Genomic DNA, 17,695 nt, shown 5'->3' with positions numbered 1-17,695 from the left:
CCCGCCGGATCTGGCCGCAAAGGCAGCCGGGCACCATAGAAATCTGAAGCATGCTCTCTCCACCGCATCATCTGCGGTGTTAGAAAGAGTCGCCGAGCCATGTGACCACACAACCTGCGCAAGAGCCACTTCAATGGGGGCAGGCCAGGCGATGGACATCACCTACAGTGCGCCTCGATCGGATAGTCCGGGTGCATGTGTCTGGAATGCTTGAGGAAAGGAGGGACTTTGAACTGCCTTGCCCCTTGCTGTGAAGGGGCATGAGCCCAAGCGGCGGTGACCTGTCGTCGACTGGCAGGGTGACGTAGCCCGTGGGAAAAGGGGATTGAGGCGAAGCCGTTACGCCGAGATGGTCTCCGAGGCTGAGTATCGGCAGGTTGAGGAACACGAACCGGTTCACTCGCATCTGAGGGCTGAAATGTCGCCTCCGCCAACACGGCTTGATAGGCGGAATACCGATGATGTCCCCCGACACGTAGGGCGGGGACATCCGACTGCGGGCGTACATGTATGGCGCCCCGCACGGTGTCACGGGGAGAACGCAGCCAGACAGTGGCTCGGCATCGACTTGCGGAAAGCAAGGGAAAAGACTGCGACCGGCAGCCTCGCCAATACGCTGGAAGTCCGGCACATGAACGAGGGAAGGCATGGATGGAATGCCAAGGGATCGACCCCGACGTCCGCCATGCTGGCAGAGTTCCCGTAGTAGTCCGAGACGGGGAAAGCCCGTCACACATCCCGTTCATCGGGGGCGAAGGGGAACAGTTCGAGTTGCTTGGAGTGCAGATTACCTGACCCTATGAGGTGAAGACCTTTGATAATCAGCGAAATGCAGCACAAGCTCGCAATGTGGGCCGAAAGCGACCGGACCAGACGGTTCGATCGTCTTCTTCGGCTCGTTGCCGACCGGGAGTGGCTGGCCGAGGCCGCCCGGATCGTTCTGGCGTCGAGTGGCGCAAGAACACCGGGCATCGACGGGATGGACAAGCGGCGGATGCAGATCGGGCTGGATCAACGGCTCGACGATCTGCGGACGGATCTGCTGAAGGGCACGTATCGCCCGAAGCCGGTCAAGCGAATCCATATCCCGAAGGCCAACGGAAAGCTGCGACCGTTGGGTATTCCAACCCTGACGGACCGCATCGTCCAGCGCGCCATGCTGATGGCCATGGAGCCGATATGGGAAAGCGACTTCCATCGCCTGTCCTACGGCTTCCGCCCCGAGCGAAGCGTGCACCACGCCGTCCGCACGGTGAAGATACAGCTTCAGGATGGGGCCGACACGACGAGGGGCCGCTGGATCATCGAAGGTGATCTGGCGAGCTACTTCGACACGGTCCATCACCGGCTGCTTCTGAACTGCGTGCGGCGGCGGATCCGGGACGGACGGTTCGTCGATCTGCTCTGGAAGATCCTGAAGGCAGGCCACGTCGATCGTGGTCTGTTCGCGGCCTCCAGCGAGGGTGTTCCGCAAGGCGGCGTCCTGTCGCCGCTCCTGTCCAACATCATGCTCCACGAGTTCGATGCTTGGCTGGAGGCGAGATACCTGAACGAAAAGGCCCGCAAGGATCGCTGGGCGTGGAACTTCGGCATTCAGAAGGGCCGGCCCATTGCGGTTCGCGAGAACCGGCAGTGGAAACCGGCCGTCGTCTATTGTCGCTATGCCGATGACTTCGTGGTCATCGTCAAGGGGACGAAGGCGCAGGCCGAGGAAATCCGCGAGGAATGCCGCGTGTTTCTGGAAGGCAGCCTGAAATTGACGCTGAACATGGAGAAGACCCATGTCACGCACGTCAACGACGGGTTCGTCTTCCTCGGGCACCGGATCATTCGCAAGCGGGGGTCGAGCGGACGCATGTCCGTCGTCACGACGATACCAAAGGAGAAGGCCAAGGCGTTTGCCCGCAAGCTGTCCGAGCTTCTCTCCGGCAATCATGATGTCGCCAAGGTCGACATGGTCGACCGCCTGAACCGTCAACTGATGGGATGGGCGGCGTTCTACAAGTTCGCCGACTTCACAGCGCGGACGTTCCGGCGCATCGACCATGTCGTGTTCTGGAAACTGGCACACTGGCTGGCCCGAAAATACCGCTCGCGCATCAAACCCTTGATGCAAAGTTGGTACCGGGCACCGGAGGCAGGAAGGGCGAAAACCTGGCTTGTCTACGGGACGAGTGAACGAGGAAGCCGTGTCGGAAAGGCGCTGCGCCGGCTGGTCTCGAGTTCGAAGGCGCAGTTCCGATGGCGGAATCCGGAGATCAACCCGTACATCATTCGGGACGAGAGCCGGAACACCGTCACGTCGCGATATCATGACGTCGCCATGGCCATGGGCCAGGCTTGAATGGAGAGCCGTATGCGCTGAAAGGTGCCCGTACGGTTCGGGGAGGAGAAGCGCGAAAGCGCTTCTTACTCCATTTCCGATGGCTCGCGGCTTCGTCTATCTCGCTGCCGTCGTCGACTGGTTCAGCCGGCGGGTGCTGAGCTGGCGGCTGTCCATCACGATGCAGGCGGACTTCTGCATCGAGGCCGTGGAGGAGGCCTTGGCCCGCTTCGGAAAGCCGGAAATCTTCAATACGGATAGTCAGAAGATGGTCGCTAGTTCCCGGGTGGTTTGTCTCAAACACCGATCGACCGTCTGGTAGGCTGGCGCCGTAGGGCGTCTCGGTGTGGTCTGACCCACACTCCGATAGACCAGCCGTGTCTTTCCCTGGACCTGTCGACTGCCCGGGAACGCCCTGCGGTGAGGTTTTGCCTCGCCGATGCTTGTGACCCAAGAAGGGCCTGCCCTCGTTGGTCTCGTGACTGTCCTGTCCGCGCATCCGGTTCCAGGCAAAGCCATCAACTGTGACCAGGAGCTCGGAATGGATCGAGAAAGACCACTTCCATGCGTTGTTGGCGGCGTCGACACGCATAAGGATCTGCATGTCGCGGCCGTCGTCGATGATCACGATCATCTGCTCGACACCCAAAGCTTCGCGACGACCCGACACGGCTACCGGCAGATGATCGCCTGGATGCGTTCGTTCGGCAATCTTCGACGCATTGGCATCGAGTGTACCGGAAGCTACGGAGCTGGCCTGCTCCGCTTCGTTCAGAAAGCCGGGATCGAAGTTCTGGAAGTGACCACACCCGACAAATCGGATCGTCGGCGACGTGGGAAAAACGATGATCTCGATGCCCAGAACGCAGCCCATGCCGCCTTCGCAGGCAAACGGACAATGACGCCTCGCTCGCGGGACGGCATGGTCGAAGCCCTCCGTGTTCTCATGGCATGTCGCAAGACTGCTGTCTCGGCACGTCGTGTCGCTCTCCAGATGATCCAAAACACGATCGTCTGCGCGCCGGACGGCCTGCGGGACGATTTGCGCAAGATGACGCGCATGCAACTCGTGCGAACGCTCGCAGCTTGGCGGCCCGATCTGACCGGGTATCGCGAGATCTCAACCGCTTATCGGATCGCTCTGAAATCGCTTGCCCGGCGATACCTTGAGCTTCACGACGAAATCGCTGATCTCGACACGATGATCACCGCCATCGTCGCCGATCTCGCCCCCGATCTCACGGCCCGAAACTCCATCGGGCATATCGGCGCTGCGCAACTGCTTCTAACCGCCGGGGACAATCCGGAACGCATGAAAGCCGAGGCCAGCTTCGCCGCCTTGTGCGGCGTGAGCCCCGTTCCGGCTTCTTCAGGAAAAACGATCCGGCATCGTCTCAATCGCGGTGGCGATCGTCGCGCCAACAGCGCACTCCACATCATCGCGATCGGACGCCTTCGGACTGATCAACGAACGAAAGACTATGTCGCCAGACGGATCGCTGCGGGCCATTCGAAACTCGAAGCCCTGCGTTCTCTGAAACGCGATATCGCTCGCGAGGTCTTCGGCGTCATCATGCGTCGGCAAAAGGAGGTCAATCAGGGCCAGATCGCGGCTTGACAAACAGACGGGCGTCCAGGGCAGCCAGTTCACCAGCATCGACTTCACGACGGTCCTGCTGGATAGGGACATCAAGATCAGCATGGACGGCAAGGGCGCCTGGCGCGACAATGTCTTCGTCGAGCGCCTCTGGAAATCGGTGAAATACGAGGAGGTGTATCTGCGGGCCTACGAGACCGTCAGCCATGCACGAGCGTCGATCGGCAGATACCTCGACTTTTACAACGGGCGTCGTCCGCATTCACGGCTGGGAGGAAAAACGCCCGACCAGACCTACTTCAACCAGCCGCTTCTCGCAGCAGCGTAAACCCGGCAGACGATCCACTTATCAAGCCGCCGAGGCTGTTCAGACAAACCAAGCCACCTCTGCCTGACCTGCGGTGACGGTGTCGGGTAAGAGCATGCCTTATGGCATGTGCTAAGGTCATTTCGGATTTTGAGGTTCTGGCGGCGGGGGATGCCGGGCGTCGGCGTGGCTGGAGCGACGAGGAGAAGGTCCGGATCGTCGAGGAGAGTCTGCGCGGTTATCGGCAAGGCTCGACGACGGCGGGGCGGTATGGGATTTCCCGGTCTCTGCTGACGCGTTGGCGGGCGCAATATCGTTCGGGCCAACTGGAGACGGATGGATTGATGTTCGCGCCGCTGACGCTGGCGGCGGAGACGGCACAAGCTTCGGTCTGCGAGAGGCAATCGAGGGCGCCGACGGCCAGCGCAGCCACGATCGAGGTCCTGCTGCGGAACGGGCGCCGGATCACGGTTCCCGCTTCGATCGATCCGGCCGCGCTGGCACGTCTTCTGCCGGTTCTGGACGGCCTATGATCGCCTTTCCGGCCAGTGCCAGGGTTTGGATCGCCAACGGCGTGACCGACATGCGCTGCGGCATGAACAGTCTGGCGCTGAAGGTGCAGGAGGGGCTGGGGCGCGACCCGCACGGCGGGGAGATCTTCTGCTTCCGCGGGCGTCGGGGTGACCTGGTGAAGCTTCTCTGGCACGACGGCGTCGGCATGTCGCTCTACGTCAAGCGTCTCGAAGCCGGGAAGTTCATCTGGCCGGCGAGCCAAGGTGGGGGCGCGGTGCCGATTTCCGAAGCGCAACTCGGCTATCTTCTCGACGGGATCGACTGGCGCAATCCGCGTTGGACACAGCGGCCAGCAAAGGCCGGGTGAGCGCCATATTCAACTGTTTTTGCTGGGATTTGGCCGCTTGGCATGGTAGCTTTCGCCATGTCCGACGCCGCCTCAGAGATCGCCCGATTGCGGGCCGAACTGGCCGCCTCCGAAGCTCGTGCCGCACTCGCCGAGGCCGAGCTGGCGCAGGCCCGGGCGGTCGTCTCGACCTCCGAGGCGATGATCTCGCAGCTCAAGCTCGAGATCGCCAAGCTCCGGCGCGAGCAGTATGGCAGTATGGCCGCAGCTCAGAACGCAGGGCGCGGTTGATCGAACAGATGGAACTGCAACTGGAGGAACTCGAGGCCGCCGAGACCGAAGACGAGATCGCGGCCGAACGCGTGGCGGTGCGCACCACCACCGTGAAGGCCTTCAAACGGCGCCGTCCAGTGCGCAAGCCCTTCCCGGAGCATTTGCCGCGCGAGCGGGTCGTGGTCGAGGCGCCGACGAGCTGTCGCTGCTGCGGGTCGTCGCGTCTGGTGAAGATGGGCGAGGACGTCACCGAGACGTTCGAGGTGATCCCGCGGCAGTGGAAGGTGATCCAGACCGTGCGGGAGAAGTTCACGTGCCGGGATTGCGAGAAGATCAGCCAGCCGCCGGCGCCGTTTCATGCCACGCCCCGGGGCTGGGCCGGTCCGAACCTCCTGGCCCAGATCCTTTTTGAGAAGTTCGGCCAGCATTCGCCATTGAACCGACAGGCCGAGCGCTATGGCCGGGAGGGCGTCGATCTCAGCCTGTCGACCCTGGCCGATCAGGTCGGGATGGCGGCGTTCGCTCTGGAGCCGATCTACGCTCTCGTCAGGGCCCATGTCCTGGCCGCCGAACGACTTCACGGCGACGACACCGTCGTGCCGCTGCTGACCCGCGGTGGAACGCGGCAGGCGCGGCTTTGGACCTATGTCCGCGACGACCGTCCCTTTGCGGGTGGAGCGCCGCCCGCGGCGCTGTTCCACTTCTCGCCGGATCGGGAGAAGACGCGGCCGAACCAACATCTTGCCGGATGGCAGGGCGTGCTGCAGGCCGACGCCTATGGCGGCTACAACGACCTCTATCGGCAGGGCCGCCTCCCGGGACCGGTCGTCAGCGCCCTCTGCTGGAGCCATGCCCGACGTAAGTTCTTCGAATTGGCTGACATCGCCGGCAATGTCCGCAAGGGCAAGCCCGCCCACGCGATTTCGCCGATCGCGCTCAAAGCAGTCGAGCGCATGGACGCGATCTTCGCCATCGAGCGCGACATCAATGGTCTGTCCGCCGAGGAACGGATGGACGCGCGGCAGAGCTTGTCGCGCCCCCTGGTCGAGGATCTGCATGATTGGCTCGTGGCCGAGCGCCCACGGATGTCCAAACACAATCCCGTCGCCAAGGCGATCGGCTACATGTTCGAGAAGGCAGGACGGTGGGAGGCCTTCACCCGCTTTCTCGCCGACGGCCGCATCTGTCTGACCAACAATGCGGCGGAGCGCGCCCTGCGCGGTGCGGCCCTCGGCCGCAAGGCTTGGCTCTTCGCCGGGTCGGAGCGGGGCGGCGAGCGCGCCGCCTTCATGTACACCCTGATCGTCACGGCCAAGCTCAACGATATTGATCCCCAGGCCTGGCTCGCCGACGTTCTCGCCCGCATGCCGAACATGCCGGCCTCTCGCCTGCCCGAGTTGCTCCCGTGGAATTGGATCGCCGCACGAGAACGGGAGCAGAAAGCCGCCTGATGGCCCGCGACACGCTCGTCTACACCCTCGACTCTGTCGCCAAGAGGATCGGCGAGAGCCGCGAACTGATCGAAGTCGTCACTGCCGATTCCGACAACATCGACTATGGCGAGATGATCCATGTCCGCGACGGGACCGAGGAGGGCATCACGGCCTTCACCGCGCGCGGCATCGAAAGCCTGCAGGAATTCCTTGTCGATGTCCGCTCCTGGCCTGGCGGCATCCGCCAATTCCTCATCGATCAGCAGTGCGCGGCGGACCTGATTGAACGCATCATGGCCGCCGAGCAAAGGCGCTGACCGCTGACGGCCTTCGCCGGAGGGTTACACCGATGCATTCCAAATTCGGACAAGGCAGCGAGGGTCCATCCGGGCCCCGTTCCCACCGTCTGCTTCGCCTTGGCGTCTGTTGCCGATCATCGTCGGATGAGTCGGCCAAGGCCGCCCGACGGCAGGTCAAGGTCGAGCGTCGGAGCCGCTGCGATCAACCTTCATCCAGCCAGCCGGCCTCCAGCGTGAGCGATGCCCTGAAAATCGTTCTGTGAGCTTCGTCACGAACAGTTACTGTGACTACGTGGTGGTCCCCGTCCGGAAGGACGTCCCTTGCTACATCCGGAAGCGCGTCGATTGCCGCTGTGCGTACGTCGCTTCGCGTGGCGCACTCGACTCCTAAGTCGTCGATACTGGACCTGTCCTGATCCTGTATGCCAAAAAAGAACCGAGGCATTCAACTCTCCGAAGAACGGGTATGCTGAATGTTTAGACGCTGTGGGGCGTCTCTTCGATCCGATCGCTCACGGCAGATTATCAGTCGCTGTCTATCTACGCTGGGCGGGATCGAGATGCAGATAGAGCGGATCGAACTCCGCAACATACTGTAATCGAACCAGATCGTGCACGATCATCTCCCGCTTGTGGACAGTGATTAGCCCTTCCTCGCGTAGATCCCGAAGAGTCATGTTGATTTGCACCACGCTCAAGCTCATTGCATCGGCGAAATCGGCTTGGGTAATGGGCATCCGGATAGGGTCTTTGGCCAAGCCTACTGCGTCAAGGCGGGCGTGAAGCTCGCACAACATGTGCGCAACGCGGGCTCGCGCCGTCAGCCGCCCCACGCACCGTACCCAGGTGCGGGCGACCGCGGCATCGATCAGAGTTTCCCGCCAGAGCGCATCTGCTACGCGGCGGTTACGGTTGCACAATTCCTGAATCGACTTGTGGGGGATCCTCCCAAGCCGTGCAGGCGTGATCGCAGCCAAACTGTGGTCCATGGTCGGCAGGTGCAGAGTCTGTAGGTCCGGAATGTCGCCAGGAACGTAAAAAGAGAGAATCTGGCGTTTACCACCGCGCGTATGCTGCAAACGAATCAAAAATCCTTCGACAAGCAGCATGCAGTGTTCGACGCGGTCACCTTCACGACTGATTGCTTCGTTCCTGGCAACGTCGGCAACATCAACCTGCAGAGTCCTTAGTTCCGCAAGTTCCGACTGCTCCAGTCCTGCCGAGCGCTGCAGTCTACGGATCAGGATCTCGATGGGATCGAGGCTTTTCGGCATGATGTCCCCAGGCTCTAAGTGCCCGATTCAAAAGTTCAGGCGTAGATCCAATACCTTGCGATGCGTCGGGTGAGGAGGCGGATATTGGCGATGAAGGCCCAAGCGGTCGCGCTTTCGGTGGATTGCTCCCAATCCTTGGCGAGACGTCGGCATCGGCCGAGCCAAGCGAAGGTCCGCTCGACCACCCATCGGCGCGGCAGGACTTCGAAGCCCTTCGCGGTGTCTGATCGCTTGATGATCTCGATGGTCCAGTCACCGTTGCCGCTCAGCGCGCGCCTCAGCTTTTCGCCTGCATAGCCGCCGTCGGCGAATACATGGCGCAGCCAGGGGAAGCGATGACGCAGGGATTTCAAAACGGCCACCGCGCCGTCGCGATCCTGGATGTCGGCGGCGTGGACGACGATCACGAGCAGAAGCCCCAGCGTATCGGTCACGATATGGCGCTTTCGACCCTTGACCTTCTTGCCGGCATCATATCCCGAAACACCGCCGCTTTCAGTGGTTTTGTCGCTTTGACTGTCGATCAAGCCGGCGCTCGGGCTCGCCTGCCGCCCCTCCAACTCGCGGGCCGCAACGACGAGAACGCCGTTGATCGCCCTCAGCAGATCGCTGTCACGCCAGTCGTAGAAATAGCCGCGCACCGTCGAGGGCGGTGGGAAATCTTTCGGCAACATGCGCCACTGGCAACCGCTCGATCCGACGTAAAGGATCGCGTTCATCACCTCGCGAAGGCAGGTGGTCCGCGGTCGCCCGCCAGGCTTGGCAGGCGGAAGCATCGACGCGATCAGCGCCCACTCCCGATCGGTCAAATCGCTTGGATAGCGGGGGCATTCGCGGCTATGTTCGCGGCGAGCGGTATCATCCCACGGCATTGTCTTCTCCCATCGTCTCGACAACGAAGGAGAATCACAACCTGATGATATCGCTCAATTTCTTTTCGCTCGGGCTCTGAGGACGGTGCGTTCAAATGGCCTGCGATCACGGACGGGGTCATTCGGCTGACGGCCGCGCAGTTCTCCGCGCTTCTCGAAGGTCTGGACTGGCGCCGCGTTCACGAGGCCCGAACGACACGGGTACCCGAAGCTGTGAGCTGAAGGTGATCGGGGTCGATAAATCTCTCGCCGAAGGCACGGGATTATGATTCCCTTCGGTTCATGGCCACCGCTTTCGAAGCACTCCCCGACGATCCCGGCACGCTGAAGGCGATGCTGATCGCCGAGCGCGTGCGGTCCGAACGGCTTGAGCAGATCATCAAGGAATTACAGCGTCATCGCTTCGGCCGCCGGGCCGAGACGCTGCCCGAGGACCAGCTTCTTCTCGGTCTCGAAGACGTCGAACAAGGCGTTGCCGTCGAAGAGGCCGAAGAAGAGAGCGCCGACCCGGAACGAAAGACCGAACGGGCGGCAAAGCGCCGGACGAACCGCGGCTCCCTGCCGCCCCATCTGCCGCGGATCGAGACAGTCGTCGACATCGAGGACAAGACTTGTCCCTGCTGCCAGCATGGGCTCCACGTCGTCGGCGAGGATATCACCGAGCGGCTCGACATTGTACCTGCTCAGTTCCGGGTGCTGGTCACACGGCGGCCGCGCTATGGCTGCCGGGCCTGCGAGGGCGTGGTGGTACAGGCGCCGGCACCGAACCGGCTGATCGAGGGCGGCATCCCGACCAAGGCGACCGTCACGCAGGTCCTGGTCTCCAAATATGCCGATCACCTGCCGCTCTACCGTCAGGCGCAGATCTACGCACGCCAGGGCGTGCGGCTCGACCGGTCGACGCTCGCCGACTGGGTGGGGCGAGCGGCCTTCCTGCTCCGGCCCGTTCACGAGCGGCTGCTCGGCCACCTGAAGACGTCCGCCAAGCTCTTCGCCGACGAGACCACCGCGCCGGTTCTCGATCCCGGGCGCGGTCGGACCAAGACCGGCCAATTCTTCGCCTATGCCCGCGACGATCGTCCCTTCGGTGGAGATGACCCGCCGGCGGTCGCCCTCATCTATGCGCCGGATCGCAAGGCGGTGCGCCCGGCCGAACATCTCCAGGGCTTCAGCGGCATCCTGCAGGTCGATGGCTATGGCGGCTACAAGGCTCTGGCCGAGAAGGGACAGGTCCGTCTCGCCTTTTGTTGGGCGCATGTCCGTAGGCGGTTCTACGAACTCGCCGCCAATGGACCTGCGCCGATCGCGACGGAGGCGCTGAAGCGCATCGCCGCGCTCTATCAGGTCGAGACCACCATTCGCGGCCGGTCTCCTGACGAGCGTTGGAAAGTGCGGCAGGAGAAGAGTTTGCCATTCCTCGACGCGCTGGAAGCCTTCCTGCGCGAGAAGCTCGGCCTGATCAGCCAGAAGAGCAAGCTCGCCGAGGCAATCCGCTATGCTTTATCGCGGTGGGAGGGACTTTTGCCGGTTTGCCCACGAGCTATGGCCGGATTTGGGTCATGGGGCCGATCAGGCGGCGCGTTGATAGGCGTCCGGTGCGACAGCGACGCCGTCGGTGAACTTGACGCCTGCGATGACCATCGGCAAGCGACTTTCGCCCTTCAGCCTTCGCCAGGACGTGGCGGCGGCGATGATGAGCTTGAAGACCATCAGCCGCGCAGGCTTGTGCGACAGGGCGCCTTTCGTCCGTATGGTCCGGTGTCGGACGGTCGCGAAGACGCTCTCGATGGGGTTGGCGGTGCGCAAATGGTCCCAATGCTCGGCCGGAAAATCGAAGAAAGCCAAGAGCGGCTCGCGGTCCTTCGCCAAGCATAGGACGGCCTTGGGGTATTTTACGTCGTACTTCTCCTGGAAGACCGCGATGGCCGTCTCGGCGCTCGCGCGATCCGGGGCGTCGCGGATCTCGCGGAGGTCCGCCTTCATGTTCGGCTGCACCGATTGCGGCGCCTTGTTGAGGACGTTGGCGATCTTGTGAACCCAGCAGCGCTGGTGCCTGGTGCCGGGAAAGATCTCGTCGAGCGCCTTCCAGAAGCCCATGGCGCCGTCTCTCACCGCGATCTGCGGCGCGACGGAAAGACCGCGGGCCTTGAGATCAACGAGCAGTTCCCGCCAGCTCTGGGCACTCTCACGGACCCCGACCTGGAAGCCGACGAGTTCCTTCTTGCCCTCGGGCGTCGCGCCGATGATGACCAGCATGCAAGCGGCATTGTCTTCCATCCGCGCCTGCAGATAGACGCCATCGGCCCACACATAGACATAGCGGCGGGCCGACAGATCGCGGCGCTGCCAGCGGTCATATTCTCCCTGCCAGTCGTCCTTGAGGCGGCCAATGACGGAGCGTGAGAGGCCAGGCGCGTCTTTGCCGAGCAGCGCCGCAAGCGCTTCCTGGAAGTCGCCCGTCGAGATGCCGCGCAGGTAGAGGACCGGCAGCAGCGCATCGAGGCTCTTCGTCCGGCGCGCCCATTTCGGCAGGATCGCCGAGGTGAACGTCATGCGCTCACCGTCCTCGCCAGAACCGTCATCAGCACCGGCGCCGCGGTCGCGAACCTTCGCTCGACGAACCGGCACCGGGCCGATGCCCGTTTGGATGGTTCGCTCCGGGCCATGGCCATGGCGCACGAAACGAGCCCGGCCATCGCCCAATCGCTTCTCCTGCATCGCGGCCAGGAACGTCTCGGCTTCCGCCTCGATCGCCTCGGCGAGCAGTCGGCGGGCGCCCTCGCGCAACACCAAGGTCAGGGGATCCTCGATCGTCTCGGGATGTCGAAATGCGGAAACAGTGGTATCCGTCGTCATAGGCGTATCGCTCCTTTGGGAGGTTCGGGCTGGCTTCAACAACCGCCCCGATATGCCGCCTTTCTCAAACCGTCATCACCCAGGTTCCGCCATAGCTCTCTGATGACCCGTCTATCGTCGACCCGGCGTGCGCCTGGCTGGTTCTTCGGAAGGTGCGGCTCGATCGCGCCCATGCCTCGTCATTCAACCAGAAAAGCCTGCCCATTATCGCCTCCCTCGCTTAACAACCGGAGGGAATCTGATTTGCTACGGACCTTCAACAGGCTGATTGAGTTTCGGCCCTAGGACGATCACATAAGCCGCTTCGGTAAAAGCGTATGTGAAGCCATGCTGCTCTAGGTGTTTGATCCCAGGTTTTGATGGTGCAATCTTTTCGCCTGAATGGAAGGAGGCATTATGGGCCAAGTCCACCATGGGAGCGCCACGACGACTGCGGCAGTCCGTCGAACGATACAGCATAGTCAAGAGAGCCTGAGGACGCTGTCCAGACGCTACGGGATCAACCCAAAGACTGTGGCGAAGTGGAAGAAGTGAACCGCACCGACTTTCCCGGAGACCTCATTTCCTGAGAGAATGGGGTCATCATGACGACGCCAACATCGAAGAGATATTCGCCGGAGGTCCGGGAGCGGGCTGTCCGAATGGTTCGAGAGCATCGCGCCGATCACGCGTCGCAGTGGGAGGCGATTTCCTCCATCGCGGCGAAGATCGGGTGCTCGGGCGAGACGTTGCGCAAGTGGGTGCAGCAGGCCGAGCGGGATCAGGGCGTGCGCGCCGGGCAGACGAGCGAGGAGCGCGACCGGATCAAGGCTCTCGAACGCGAGGTTCGCGAGCTGCGCCAAGCCAATGAGATCCTGCGCAAGGCATCGGCGTATTTTGCCCAGGCGGAGCTCGACCGCCGGTTCAAGCCATGAAGAGGTTCATCGACGACCATCGCGATGCCTACGGGGTCGAGCCGATCTGCCGGGTTCTGCCGATCGCCCCGTCGACGTATTACGAGCACGCCGCCCGCCAGCGGAATCCATCTCGCAGGCCGGCCCGAGAAAGCCGCGATGGCGACCTTTGCGGCGAGATCCGCCGTGTCTTTGAGGCGAACTTCGGCGTCTACGGGGTCCGCAAGGTCTGGCGCCAGATGAAGCGCGAGGGCTTCGACGTCGCTCGTTGCACGGTCGCCAGGCTGATGAAAACCATGGGCCTGAAGGGCGTCGTCCGCGGCAAGCCGGTGAAGACGACGATCAGCGACAAAGCCGCCGCTTGTCCGCTCGACCGGGTGAACCGGCAGTTCCAAGCACCGCGGCCGAATGCCCTGTGGGTCAGCCACTTCACGCTTGTCGCCACGTGGAAAGGTTTTGTCTACGTCGCTTTCGTCATCGATACCTTTGCCCGCCGGATTGTCGGCTGGCGCGTCTCACGGACGGCTCATACCGACTTCGTCTTGGACGCTTTGGAGCAGGCGCTTCACGATCGGCGACCCTTTGCGGGTAGCGGGCTCGTGTGCCATTCGGATCGCGGATCGCAATATGTGAGCATTCGCTACACCGAGCGTCTGGCCGAGGCCGGCATCGAACCCTCCGTCGGTAGCGTCGGAGACTCGTACGACAACGCACTGGCCGAGACGATCAACGGGCTGTTCAAGGCCGAGGTCATCCATCGATGCGGACCCTGGCGCAGCTTCGAAGCCGTCGAGTTCGCCACCCTCGAATGGGTCGACTGGTTCAACAATCGCCGTCTTCTCGAGCTAATCGGAAGCATCCCGCCCGCCGAGGCGGAAGCCGCTTACTACGCACAGCTTGAGGCGGTGCCGATCGCCGCGTAGGATTCAAGCCAACTGGTCTCCGGGAAAGTCGGGGCGGTTCAAAGCGGACCTCGACGGCCGATCGCAAGACCGGTCCCACCGAGCCAAAATCGACGGTGCTGTCGCTCGAGGACGAAGCCGTCATCGTCTCTTTCCGGCGCCACACTTTGCTACCGCTCGACGATTGTCTCTACGCGCTTCAGGCAACCATCCCGCATCTGACGCGGTCCTCGTTGCATCGTTGTCTTCAGCGACATGGCATCTCTCAACTGCCCAACGTCGAAGGCGACAAGCCGGTTCGTAGGAAGTTCAAGACATACCCGATCGGCTATTTCCATATCGACATCGCCGAGGTTCAGACCGCCGAAGGTAAGCTTTACCTTTACGTTGCCATTGATCGCACGAGCAAATTCGCGTTCGTCCAAGTTGTTCGGAAGACCGGGGGAACCTCCGCCTCCGCCTTCCTCGTGGCCCTGATCGAGGCCGTGCCCTACCGGATCCATACCGTTCTGACCGACAACGGCATCCAGTTCACCTTCCCGCCTCGCTACGCGGATGGGCCGACCGCTCAATACATCACGCACATGTTCGACATGCGCTGCAGGGAGAATGGGATCGAACATCGTCTCACAAAGGTGAAGCATCCCTGGACCAATGGTCAGGTCGAACGCATGAACCGTACGATCAAGGAAGCCACCGTCAAACGCTTCCACTACGACGATCATCAGCAGTTCGAGCGACACCTCTGCGACTTCGTCTCAGCCTATAACTTTGCCCGACGTCTCAAGACTCTCAAAGGCCTCACACCGTACGAGTTCATTTGCAAACAATGGACATCCGAACCAGGACGTTTCAGAATCGATCCAATCCATCAAATGCCGGGACTGAACACCTAGCCCGTGGTGGATCCGCGTATACGAGGGAATGACGATGGCGCACGGCGTGCGTGAGGTTATTGCGTCGGTCAAGGGTTTGCTGGTCGGGGGAGGCGCTTTCATTGTCGGCAACTCACTGCTCGGCCTCGTCCTGCCACTACGCATGGAAGTGGCTGGCTATTCGGTCACACTGACTGGTATGATCATGGCGGCCTACTATCTGGGTCTGGCGTTTGGTGGCCTGCATGCGAAGCGGCTAATCCTACGGATCGGCCATATCCGCTCCTTCGCCGTCTTCGCGGCACTGACCACGGTAACGACCTTGGTTTATTCGCAAGCGTTCACGCCCACGGTGTGGTTCATCTTGCGGATCCTTAATGGATTTTGCATTGCCGGTCTGAGCACCGCGATCGAAAGCTGGTTGAATGAGCGTAGCAACAACGCGACAAGGGGGCGAATCCTCGGCCTGTACATGCTCACCTTCTATCTGGCCGTCGCGACGGGCCAAACGCTAGTCAACGTCGCGAATATCGATGGTTCTGAATTATTCATCCTTTCCGCGTGTTTGATTGGGTTATCACTCGTACCTGTGGCTCTGACGAGCCTCAACGAACCTAATCTTAAACAGCATCGTCCACTGCGTATGAGAGATTTGTACGCGGCATCTCCCGACGGTTTTTTCGGTGCTGGTGTCGCGGGATTGCTGGTCGGATCCTTCTACGCTCTCGGCATTGTCTTCGCGCGGCGTATCGGACTGAATGTCTCTGACGCCGCACTTTTCATGAGCGTCGTTGTGCTGGGTGGTTTCGCGTTTCAACTACCCGTTGGAATACTCGCCGACCGATATGATCGCCGCGTCGTCCTTGCCGGAGCGCTTTTGATGGTCGGCGCTTGCTGGGGTTTGCTGGCGCGTTCGATCGTGACGGGATCGTCATTTAATGCGCTGCTGGTTCTGGCGATAGGTTTCGGCGGAGCCATGAGCAGTGTTTACCCAGTCTGCGTTGCGAGCTATGGTCGAATTTGGGTGACGTGGCCGATCAGGCGGCGCGTTGATTGGCGTCTGGGATGACGGCGACACCGTCGGTAAATGTGACGCCTGCGATGACCATCGGCAAGCGATTTTCGCCCTTCAGCCTTCGCCAGGTCTTCGAAGCCGCCATGACAAGCTTGAAGACCATGAGCCGGGCGGTTTTATGCGAAAGGGCGCCTTTCGTTCGCACGGTTCGATGCCGGACGGTGGCGAAGACGCTCTCGATCGGGTTGGCCGTGCGCAAATGATCCCAATGTTCCGCCGGGAAGTCGAAGAAAGCGAGGAGCGCCCCGCGATCCTTCGTCAAGCAGTGGACGGCCTTCGAATATTTGGCGCTGTATTTCTCCTCGAACATCGCGAGGGCAGCCTCTGCTCTGGCACGATCCGGCGCATCGCGGACCTCTCGCAGATCAGCCTTCATATTCGGCTGCACCGACTTTGGGACCTTGTTCAGGACGTTCGTGACCTTGTGAACCCAGCACCTCTGGTGCTTCGTTCCTGGAAAGATCTCATCGAGCGCCTTCCAAAAGCCCATGGCGCCATCACCGACTGCGAGCTCGGGCGCGATGGCAAGTCCGCGAGCCTTCAGATCGACGAGGAGTTCGCGCCAGCTTTGGGCGCTCTCGCGCACGCCCACCTGGAAGCCGACGAGTTCCTTCTTTCCCTCCGGCGTCGCGCCGATGATCACCAGCATGCAGGCGGCAGCGTCTTCCATGCGTGCCTGGAGGTAGACGCCGTCAGCCCAGACGTAGACGTAATGGCGGGCCGAGAGATCGCGGCGCTGCCAGCGGTCGTAATCGGCCTGCCAATCGTCTTTCAGCCGGGTGATCACTGAAGGCGACAGGTTCGGCGCGTCCTTGCCGAGCAGCGCCGACAAGGCTTCCTGGAAATCGCCGGTCGAAAGGCCGCGCAGGTAGAGAACCGGGAGCAGGGCGTCGAGACTTGTCGTGCGACGCGCCCACTTTGGGAGAATTGCCGAGGTGAAGGTCACGTGTTCGTCGCCATCACCATCATTGGCACCGCGATCGCGAACTTTCGCTCGCTTCACAGGAACCGGGCCGATGCCGGTCTGGATCGCTCGCTCCGGGCCGTGGCCATGGCGAACGAAACGAGCGCGACCATCGGAAAGTCGCTTCTCCTGCATCGCGGCGAGGAAAGAGGCGGCTTCCGCCTCGATCGCCTCGGCAAGAAGACGCCGAGCGCCATCGCGGAGAACCGTGGTCAGGGGATCATCGATCGTGTCGGGATGTCGAAATGCGCAAACGGTGCTATCCGTCGTCATGGGCGTATCGCTCCTTCGGGAGGTTCTGGCAGGTCTGATCACCCGCCTCGATACGCCGCCTCTCTCAGTCCGTCATCACCCAGCTTCCGCCATAGCTCCTGCGTCGCGGAGACATTCGATCGGCTCGAACGCAAGCATTATGTCGCAGCGGCCGGGCGTCTCTTGATGATCTATTCCTTCGGCGCGACGGTTGGACCCTTATTGGCGTCCGTTTTAATGGCTCTTTACGGCCCCTACAGCTTTTTTGCGTTCGAATCGGCCGTGGCCGTGAGCTTCGCGGTTTTTTTGCTGCTTCGTATTCGACAGCAGTCGCCCTTGCCTGCGGATCAGCAAGAAATGTTCATAGCTGTTCCCGACACAACGCCTGTCGCCATAGTCCTCGACCCGCGAACGGATCCTGATTGAAATCAAAGAAACGCAGATACCAAACGCGCAGTATTGTCGTTAAAAAGCCGAGCCCTAAAACTGATCTGTACAGAAAGCGGTGTTGTCATGTGTCCACTTAAGCTTCTTGACTGACGAATGACATGACGGTTTCGACTGGCCTACGGCCCATGTTGCGGTAGCCGAGGTGCGGGCGTTCGGTGTTGTAGTGGACGAGCCAGGCGTCGAGATCGGCC

General features: G+C 61.7%; 14 protein-coding genes, 8 pseudogenes and 1 other annotated feature. Of the genes and pseudogenes, 15 read left to right on the top strand and 7 right to left on the bottom strand.

Annotated features, from left to right (window positions below):
• The first annotated feature begins 829 nt into the window (after positions 1-829).
• The 8 genes and pseudogenes from ltrA (at position 830) to GTK09_RS26250 (ending at position 7,109) form a co-directional block, all read left to right on the top strand.
• A complete protein-coding gene (ltrA, locus tag GTK09_RS26285) occupies positions 830-2,344 on the top strand; it encodes a group II intron reverse transcriptase/maturase (RefSeq protein ID WP_163466364.1) in 1,515 nt (504 codons plus the stop codon).
• 64 nt (positions 2,345-2,408) lie between these two features.
• Positions 2,409-2,603 (top strand): annotated as a pseudogene (locus GTK09_RS26280) (DDE-type integrase/transposase/recombinase); the annotation flags it as partial.
• Between the two features lie 261 nt (positions 2,604-2,864).
• A complete protein-coding gene (locus GTK09_RS26275; protein ID WP_163466363.1) occupies positions 2,865-3,941 on the top strand; it encodes an IS110 family RNA-guided transposase in 1,077 nt (358 codons plus the stop codon).
• 16 nt (positions 3,942-3,957) lie between these two features.
• Positions 3,958-4,248 (top strand): annotated as a pseudogene (locus GTK09_RS26270) (transposase); the annotation flags it as partial.
• Positions 4,249-4,349: 101 nt separating this feature from the next.
• On the top strand, positions 4,350-4,760 hold the full coding sequence (gene tnpA, locus GTK09_RS26265; protein ID WP_163466362.1) for an IS66-like element accessory protein TnpA: 411 nt from the start codon (positions 4,350-4,352) through the stop codon (positions 4,758-4,760).
• Complete coding sequence (tnpB, locus tag GTK09_RS26260) at positions 4,757-5,107, top strand: IS66 family insertion sequence element accessory protein TnpB (protein ID WP_163466361.1); 351 nt, start codon at positions 4,757-4,759, stop codon at positions 5,105-5,107. The genes tnpA and tnpB (GTK09_RS26260) overlap by 4 nt, the downstream gene beginning before the upstream one ends.
• A gap of 57 nt (positions 5,108-5,164) precedes the next feature.
• Positions 5,165-6,810: pseudogene (gene tnpC / locus GTK09_RS26255) on the top strand (IS66 family transposase).
• A complete protein-coding gene (locus tag GTK09_RS26250; protein WP_163466360.1) occupies positions 6,810-7,109 on the top strand; it encodes a hypothetical protein in 300 nt (99 codons plus the stop codon). Before tnpC (GTK09_RS26255) ends, GTK09_RS26250 begins: the two are co-directional and overlap by 1 nt.
• A gap of 184 nt (positions 7,110-7,293) precedes the next feature.
• Here the strand turns inward: GTK09_RS26250 and GTK09_RS28205 are convergent, their stop codons facing one another.
• From GTK09_RS28205 to GTK09_RS26240, 3 genes are all read right to left on the bottom strand, one after another.
• Positions 7,294-7,536, bottom strand: a complete 243-nt coding sequence (locus tag GTK09_RS28205) for a DUF6894 family protein (protein ID WP_376768057.1) — start codon at positions 7,534-7,536, stop codon at positions 7,294-7,296.
• 91 nt (positions 7,537-7,627) lie between these two features.
• Complete coding sequence (locus GTK09_RS26245) at positions 7,628-8,365, bottom strand: Crp/Fnr family transcriptional regulator (protein WP_163466359.1); 738 nt, start codon at positions 8,363-8,365, stop codon at positions 7,628-7,630.
• A 35-nt stretch (positions 8,366-8,400) separates the two neighbouring features.
• Positions 8,401-9,237: an IS5 family transposase gene (locus tag GTK09_RS26240; RefSeq protein ID WP_163466358.1), complete on the bottom strand. Its 837-nt coding sequence runs from the start codon at positions 9,235-9,237 to the stop codon at positions 8,401-8,403.
• A 57-nt stretch (positions 9,238-9,294) separates the two neighbouring features.
• Between GTK09_RS26240 and tnpB (GTK09_RS28200) the strand changes: the two genes are divergently transcribed.
• Entirely contained in the window at positions 9,295-9,459 is a 165-nt protein-coding gene (tnpB, locus tag GTK09_RS28200; RefSeq protein ID WP_163466365.1) for an IS66 family insertion sequence element accessory protein TnpB, read from the top strand.
• A 60-nt stretch (positions 9,460-9,519) separates the two neighbouring features.
• A pseudogene (tnpC, locus tag GTK09_RS26230) lies at positions 9,520-10,758 on the top strand (IS66 family transposase); the annotation flags it as partial.
• 48 nt (positions 10,759-10,806) lie between these two features.
• Here tnpC (GTK09_RS26230) and GTK09_RS26225 read toward each other — a convergent pair.
• Together GTK09_RS26225 and GTK09_RS27295 are read right to left on the bottom strand one after the other, a co-directional pair.
• The gene (locus GTK09_RS26225; protein WP_163466357.1) at positions 10,807-12,093 is read right to left on the bottom strand and encodes an IS256 family transposase; all 1,287 of its coding nucleotides are present in this window, start codon (positions 12,091-12,093) and stop codon (positions 10,807-10,809) included.
• Positions 12,094-12,194: 101 nt separating this feature from the next.
• Positions 12,195-12,298, bottom strand: a pseudogene (locus tag GTK09_RS27295) (IS5/IS1182 family transposase); the annotation flags it as partial.
• A 191-nt stretch (positions 12,299-12,489) separates the two neighbouring features.
• On the opposite strand from GTK09_RS27295, the pseudogene GTK09_RS27290 reads away from it, so the two are divergent.
• The 4 genes and pseudogenes from GTK09_RS27290 to GTK09_RS26210 form a co-directional block, all read left to right on the top strand.
• Positions 12,490-12,624, top strand: a pseudogene (locus tag GTK09_RS27290) (IS481 family transposase); the annotation flags it as partial.
• Between the two features lie 53 nt (positions 12,625-12,677).
• Positions 12,678-13,909, top strand: a protein-coding gene (locus tag GTK09_RS26220; protein WP_246218148.1) for an IS3 family transposase whose coding sequence is annotated in 2 segments (ribosomal slippage) — positions 12,678-12,969 and positions 12,969-13,909 — 1,233 coding nt in all. Because the reading frame shifts where the segments join, the coding sequence is not laid out codon by codon here.
• Positions 12,962-13,078: a sequence feature (AL1L pseudoknot), on the top strand. Its footprint overlaps the gene before it by 117 nt.
• A gap of 41 nt (positions 13,910-13,950) precedes the next feature.
• Positions 13,951-14,784 (top strand): annotated as a pseudogene (locus GTK09_RS26215) (IS481 family transposase); the annotation flags it as partial.
• A gap of 34 nt (positions 14,785-14,818) precedes the next feature.
• Positions 14,819-15,832, top strand: coding sequence for an MFS transporter (locus tag GTK09_RS26210; RefSeq protein WP_163466356.1), 1,014 nt, complete (start codon positions 14,819-14,821; stop codon positions 15,830-15,832).
• Here GTK09_RS26210 and GTK09_RS26205 read toward each other — a convergent pair.
• A complete protein-coding gene (locus GTK09_RS26205; RefSeq protein ID WP_163466355.1) occupies positions 15,801-17,075 on the bottom strand; it encodes an IS256 family transposase in 1,275 nt (424 codons plus the stop codon). The two genes, GTK09_RS26210 and GTK09_RS26205, sit on opposite strands and share 32 nt — an antisense overlap.
• Before the next feature lie 165 nt (positions 17,076-17,240).
• Between GTK09_RS26205 and GTK09_RS26200 the strand changes: the two genes are divergently transcribed.
• Positions 17,241-17,480 carry an MFS transporter gene (locus tag GTK09_RS26200; RefSeq protein WP_163466354.1) on the top strand — a complete coding sequence of 80 codons (240 nt, stop codon included), beginning with the start codon at positions 17,241-17,243 and terminating at the stop codon, positions 17,478-17,480.
• 97 nt (positions 17,481-17,577) lie between these two features.
• Here the strand turns inward: GTK09_RS26200 and GTK09_RS26195 are convergent.
• Positions 17,578-17,695, bottom strand: a pseudogene (locus GTK09_RS26195) (IS481 family transposase); the annotation flags it as partial.

It is taken from the genome of Jiella pacifica, assembly GCF_010500815.1.
GTDB classification, from domain to species: Bacteria; Pseudomonadota; Alphaproteobacteria; order Rhizobiales; family Rhizobiaceae; genus Jiella; species Jiella pacifica.
This window is presented reverse-complemented; position numbering and strand designations above follow the sequence as displayed.

What these genes read in the sequence shown, in the direction of transcription:
- ltrA (WP_163466364.1), top strand. Translation starts at nt 830, where the DNA reads ATGCAGCACAAGCTCGCAATGTGGGCCGAAAGCGACCGGACCAGACGG.
- GTK09_RS26275 (WP_163466363.1), top strand. Translation starts at nt 2,865, where the DNA reads ATGGATCGAGAAAGACCACTTCCATGCGTTGTTGGCGGCGTCGACACG.
- tnpA (WP_163466362.1), top strand. Translation starts at nt 4,350, where the DNA reads ATGGCATGTGCTAAGGTCATTTCGGATTTTGAGGTTCTGGCGGCGGGG.
- tnpB (WP_163466361.1), top strand. Translation starts at nt 4,757, where the DNA reads ATGATCGCCTTTCCGGCCAGTGCCAGGGTTTGGATCGCCAACGGCGTG.
- GTK09_RS26250 (WP_163466360.1), top strand. Translation starts at nt 6,810, where the DNA reads ATGGCCCGCGACACGCTCGTCTACACCCTCGACTCTGTCGCCAAGAGG.
- GTK09_RS28205 (WP_376768057.1), bottom strand. Translation starts at nt 7,536, where the DNA reads ATGCCTCGGTTCTTTTTTGGCATACAGGATCAGGACAGGTCCAGTATC.
- GTK09_RS26245 (WP_163466359.1), bottom strand. Translation starts at nt 8,365, where the DNA reads ATGCCGAAAAGCCTCGATCCCATCGAGATCCTGATCCGTAGACTGCAG.
- GTK09_RS26240 (WP_163466358.1), bottom strand. Translation starts at nt 9,237, where the DNA reads ATGCCGTGGGATGATACCGCTCGCCGCGAACATAGCCGCGAATGCCCC.
- GTK09_RS26225 (WP_163466357.1), bottom strand. Translation starts at nt 12,093, where the DNA reads ATGACGACGGATACCACTGTTTCCGCATTTCGACATCCCGAGACGATC.
- GTK09_RS26210 (WP_163466356.1), top strand. Translation starts at nt 14,819, where the DNA reads ATGGCGCACGGCGTGCGTGAGGTTATTGCGTCGGTCAAGGGTTTGCTG.
- GTK09_RS26205 (WP_163466355.1), bottom strand. Translation starts at nt 17,075, where the DNA reads ATGACGACGGATAGCACCGTTTGCGCATTTCGACATCCCGACACGATC.
- GTK09_RS26200 (WP_163466354.1), top strand. Translation starts at nt 17,241, where the DNA reads ATGATCTATTCCTTCGGCGCGACGGTTGGACCCTTATTGGCGTCCGTT.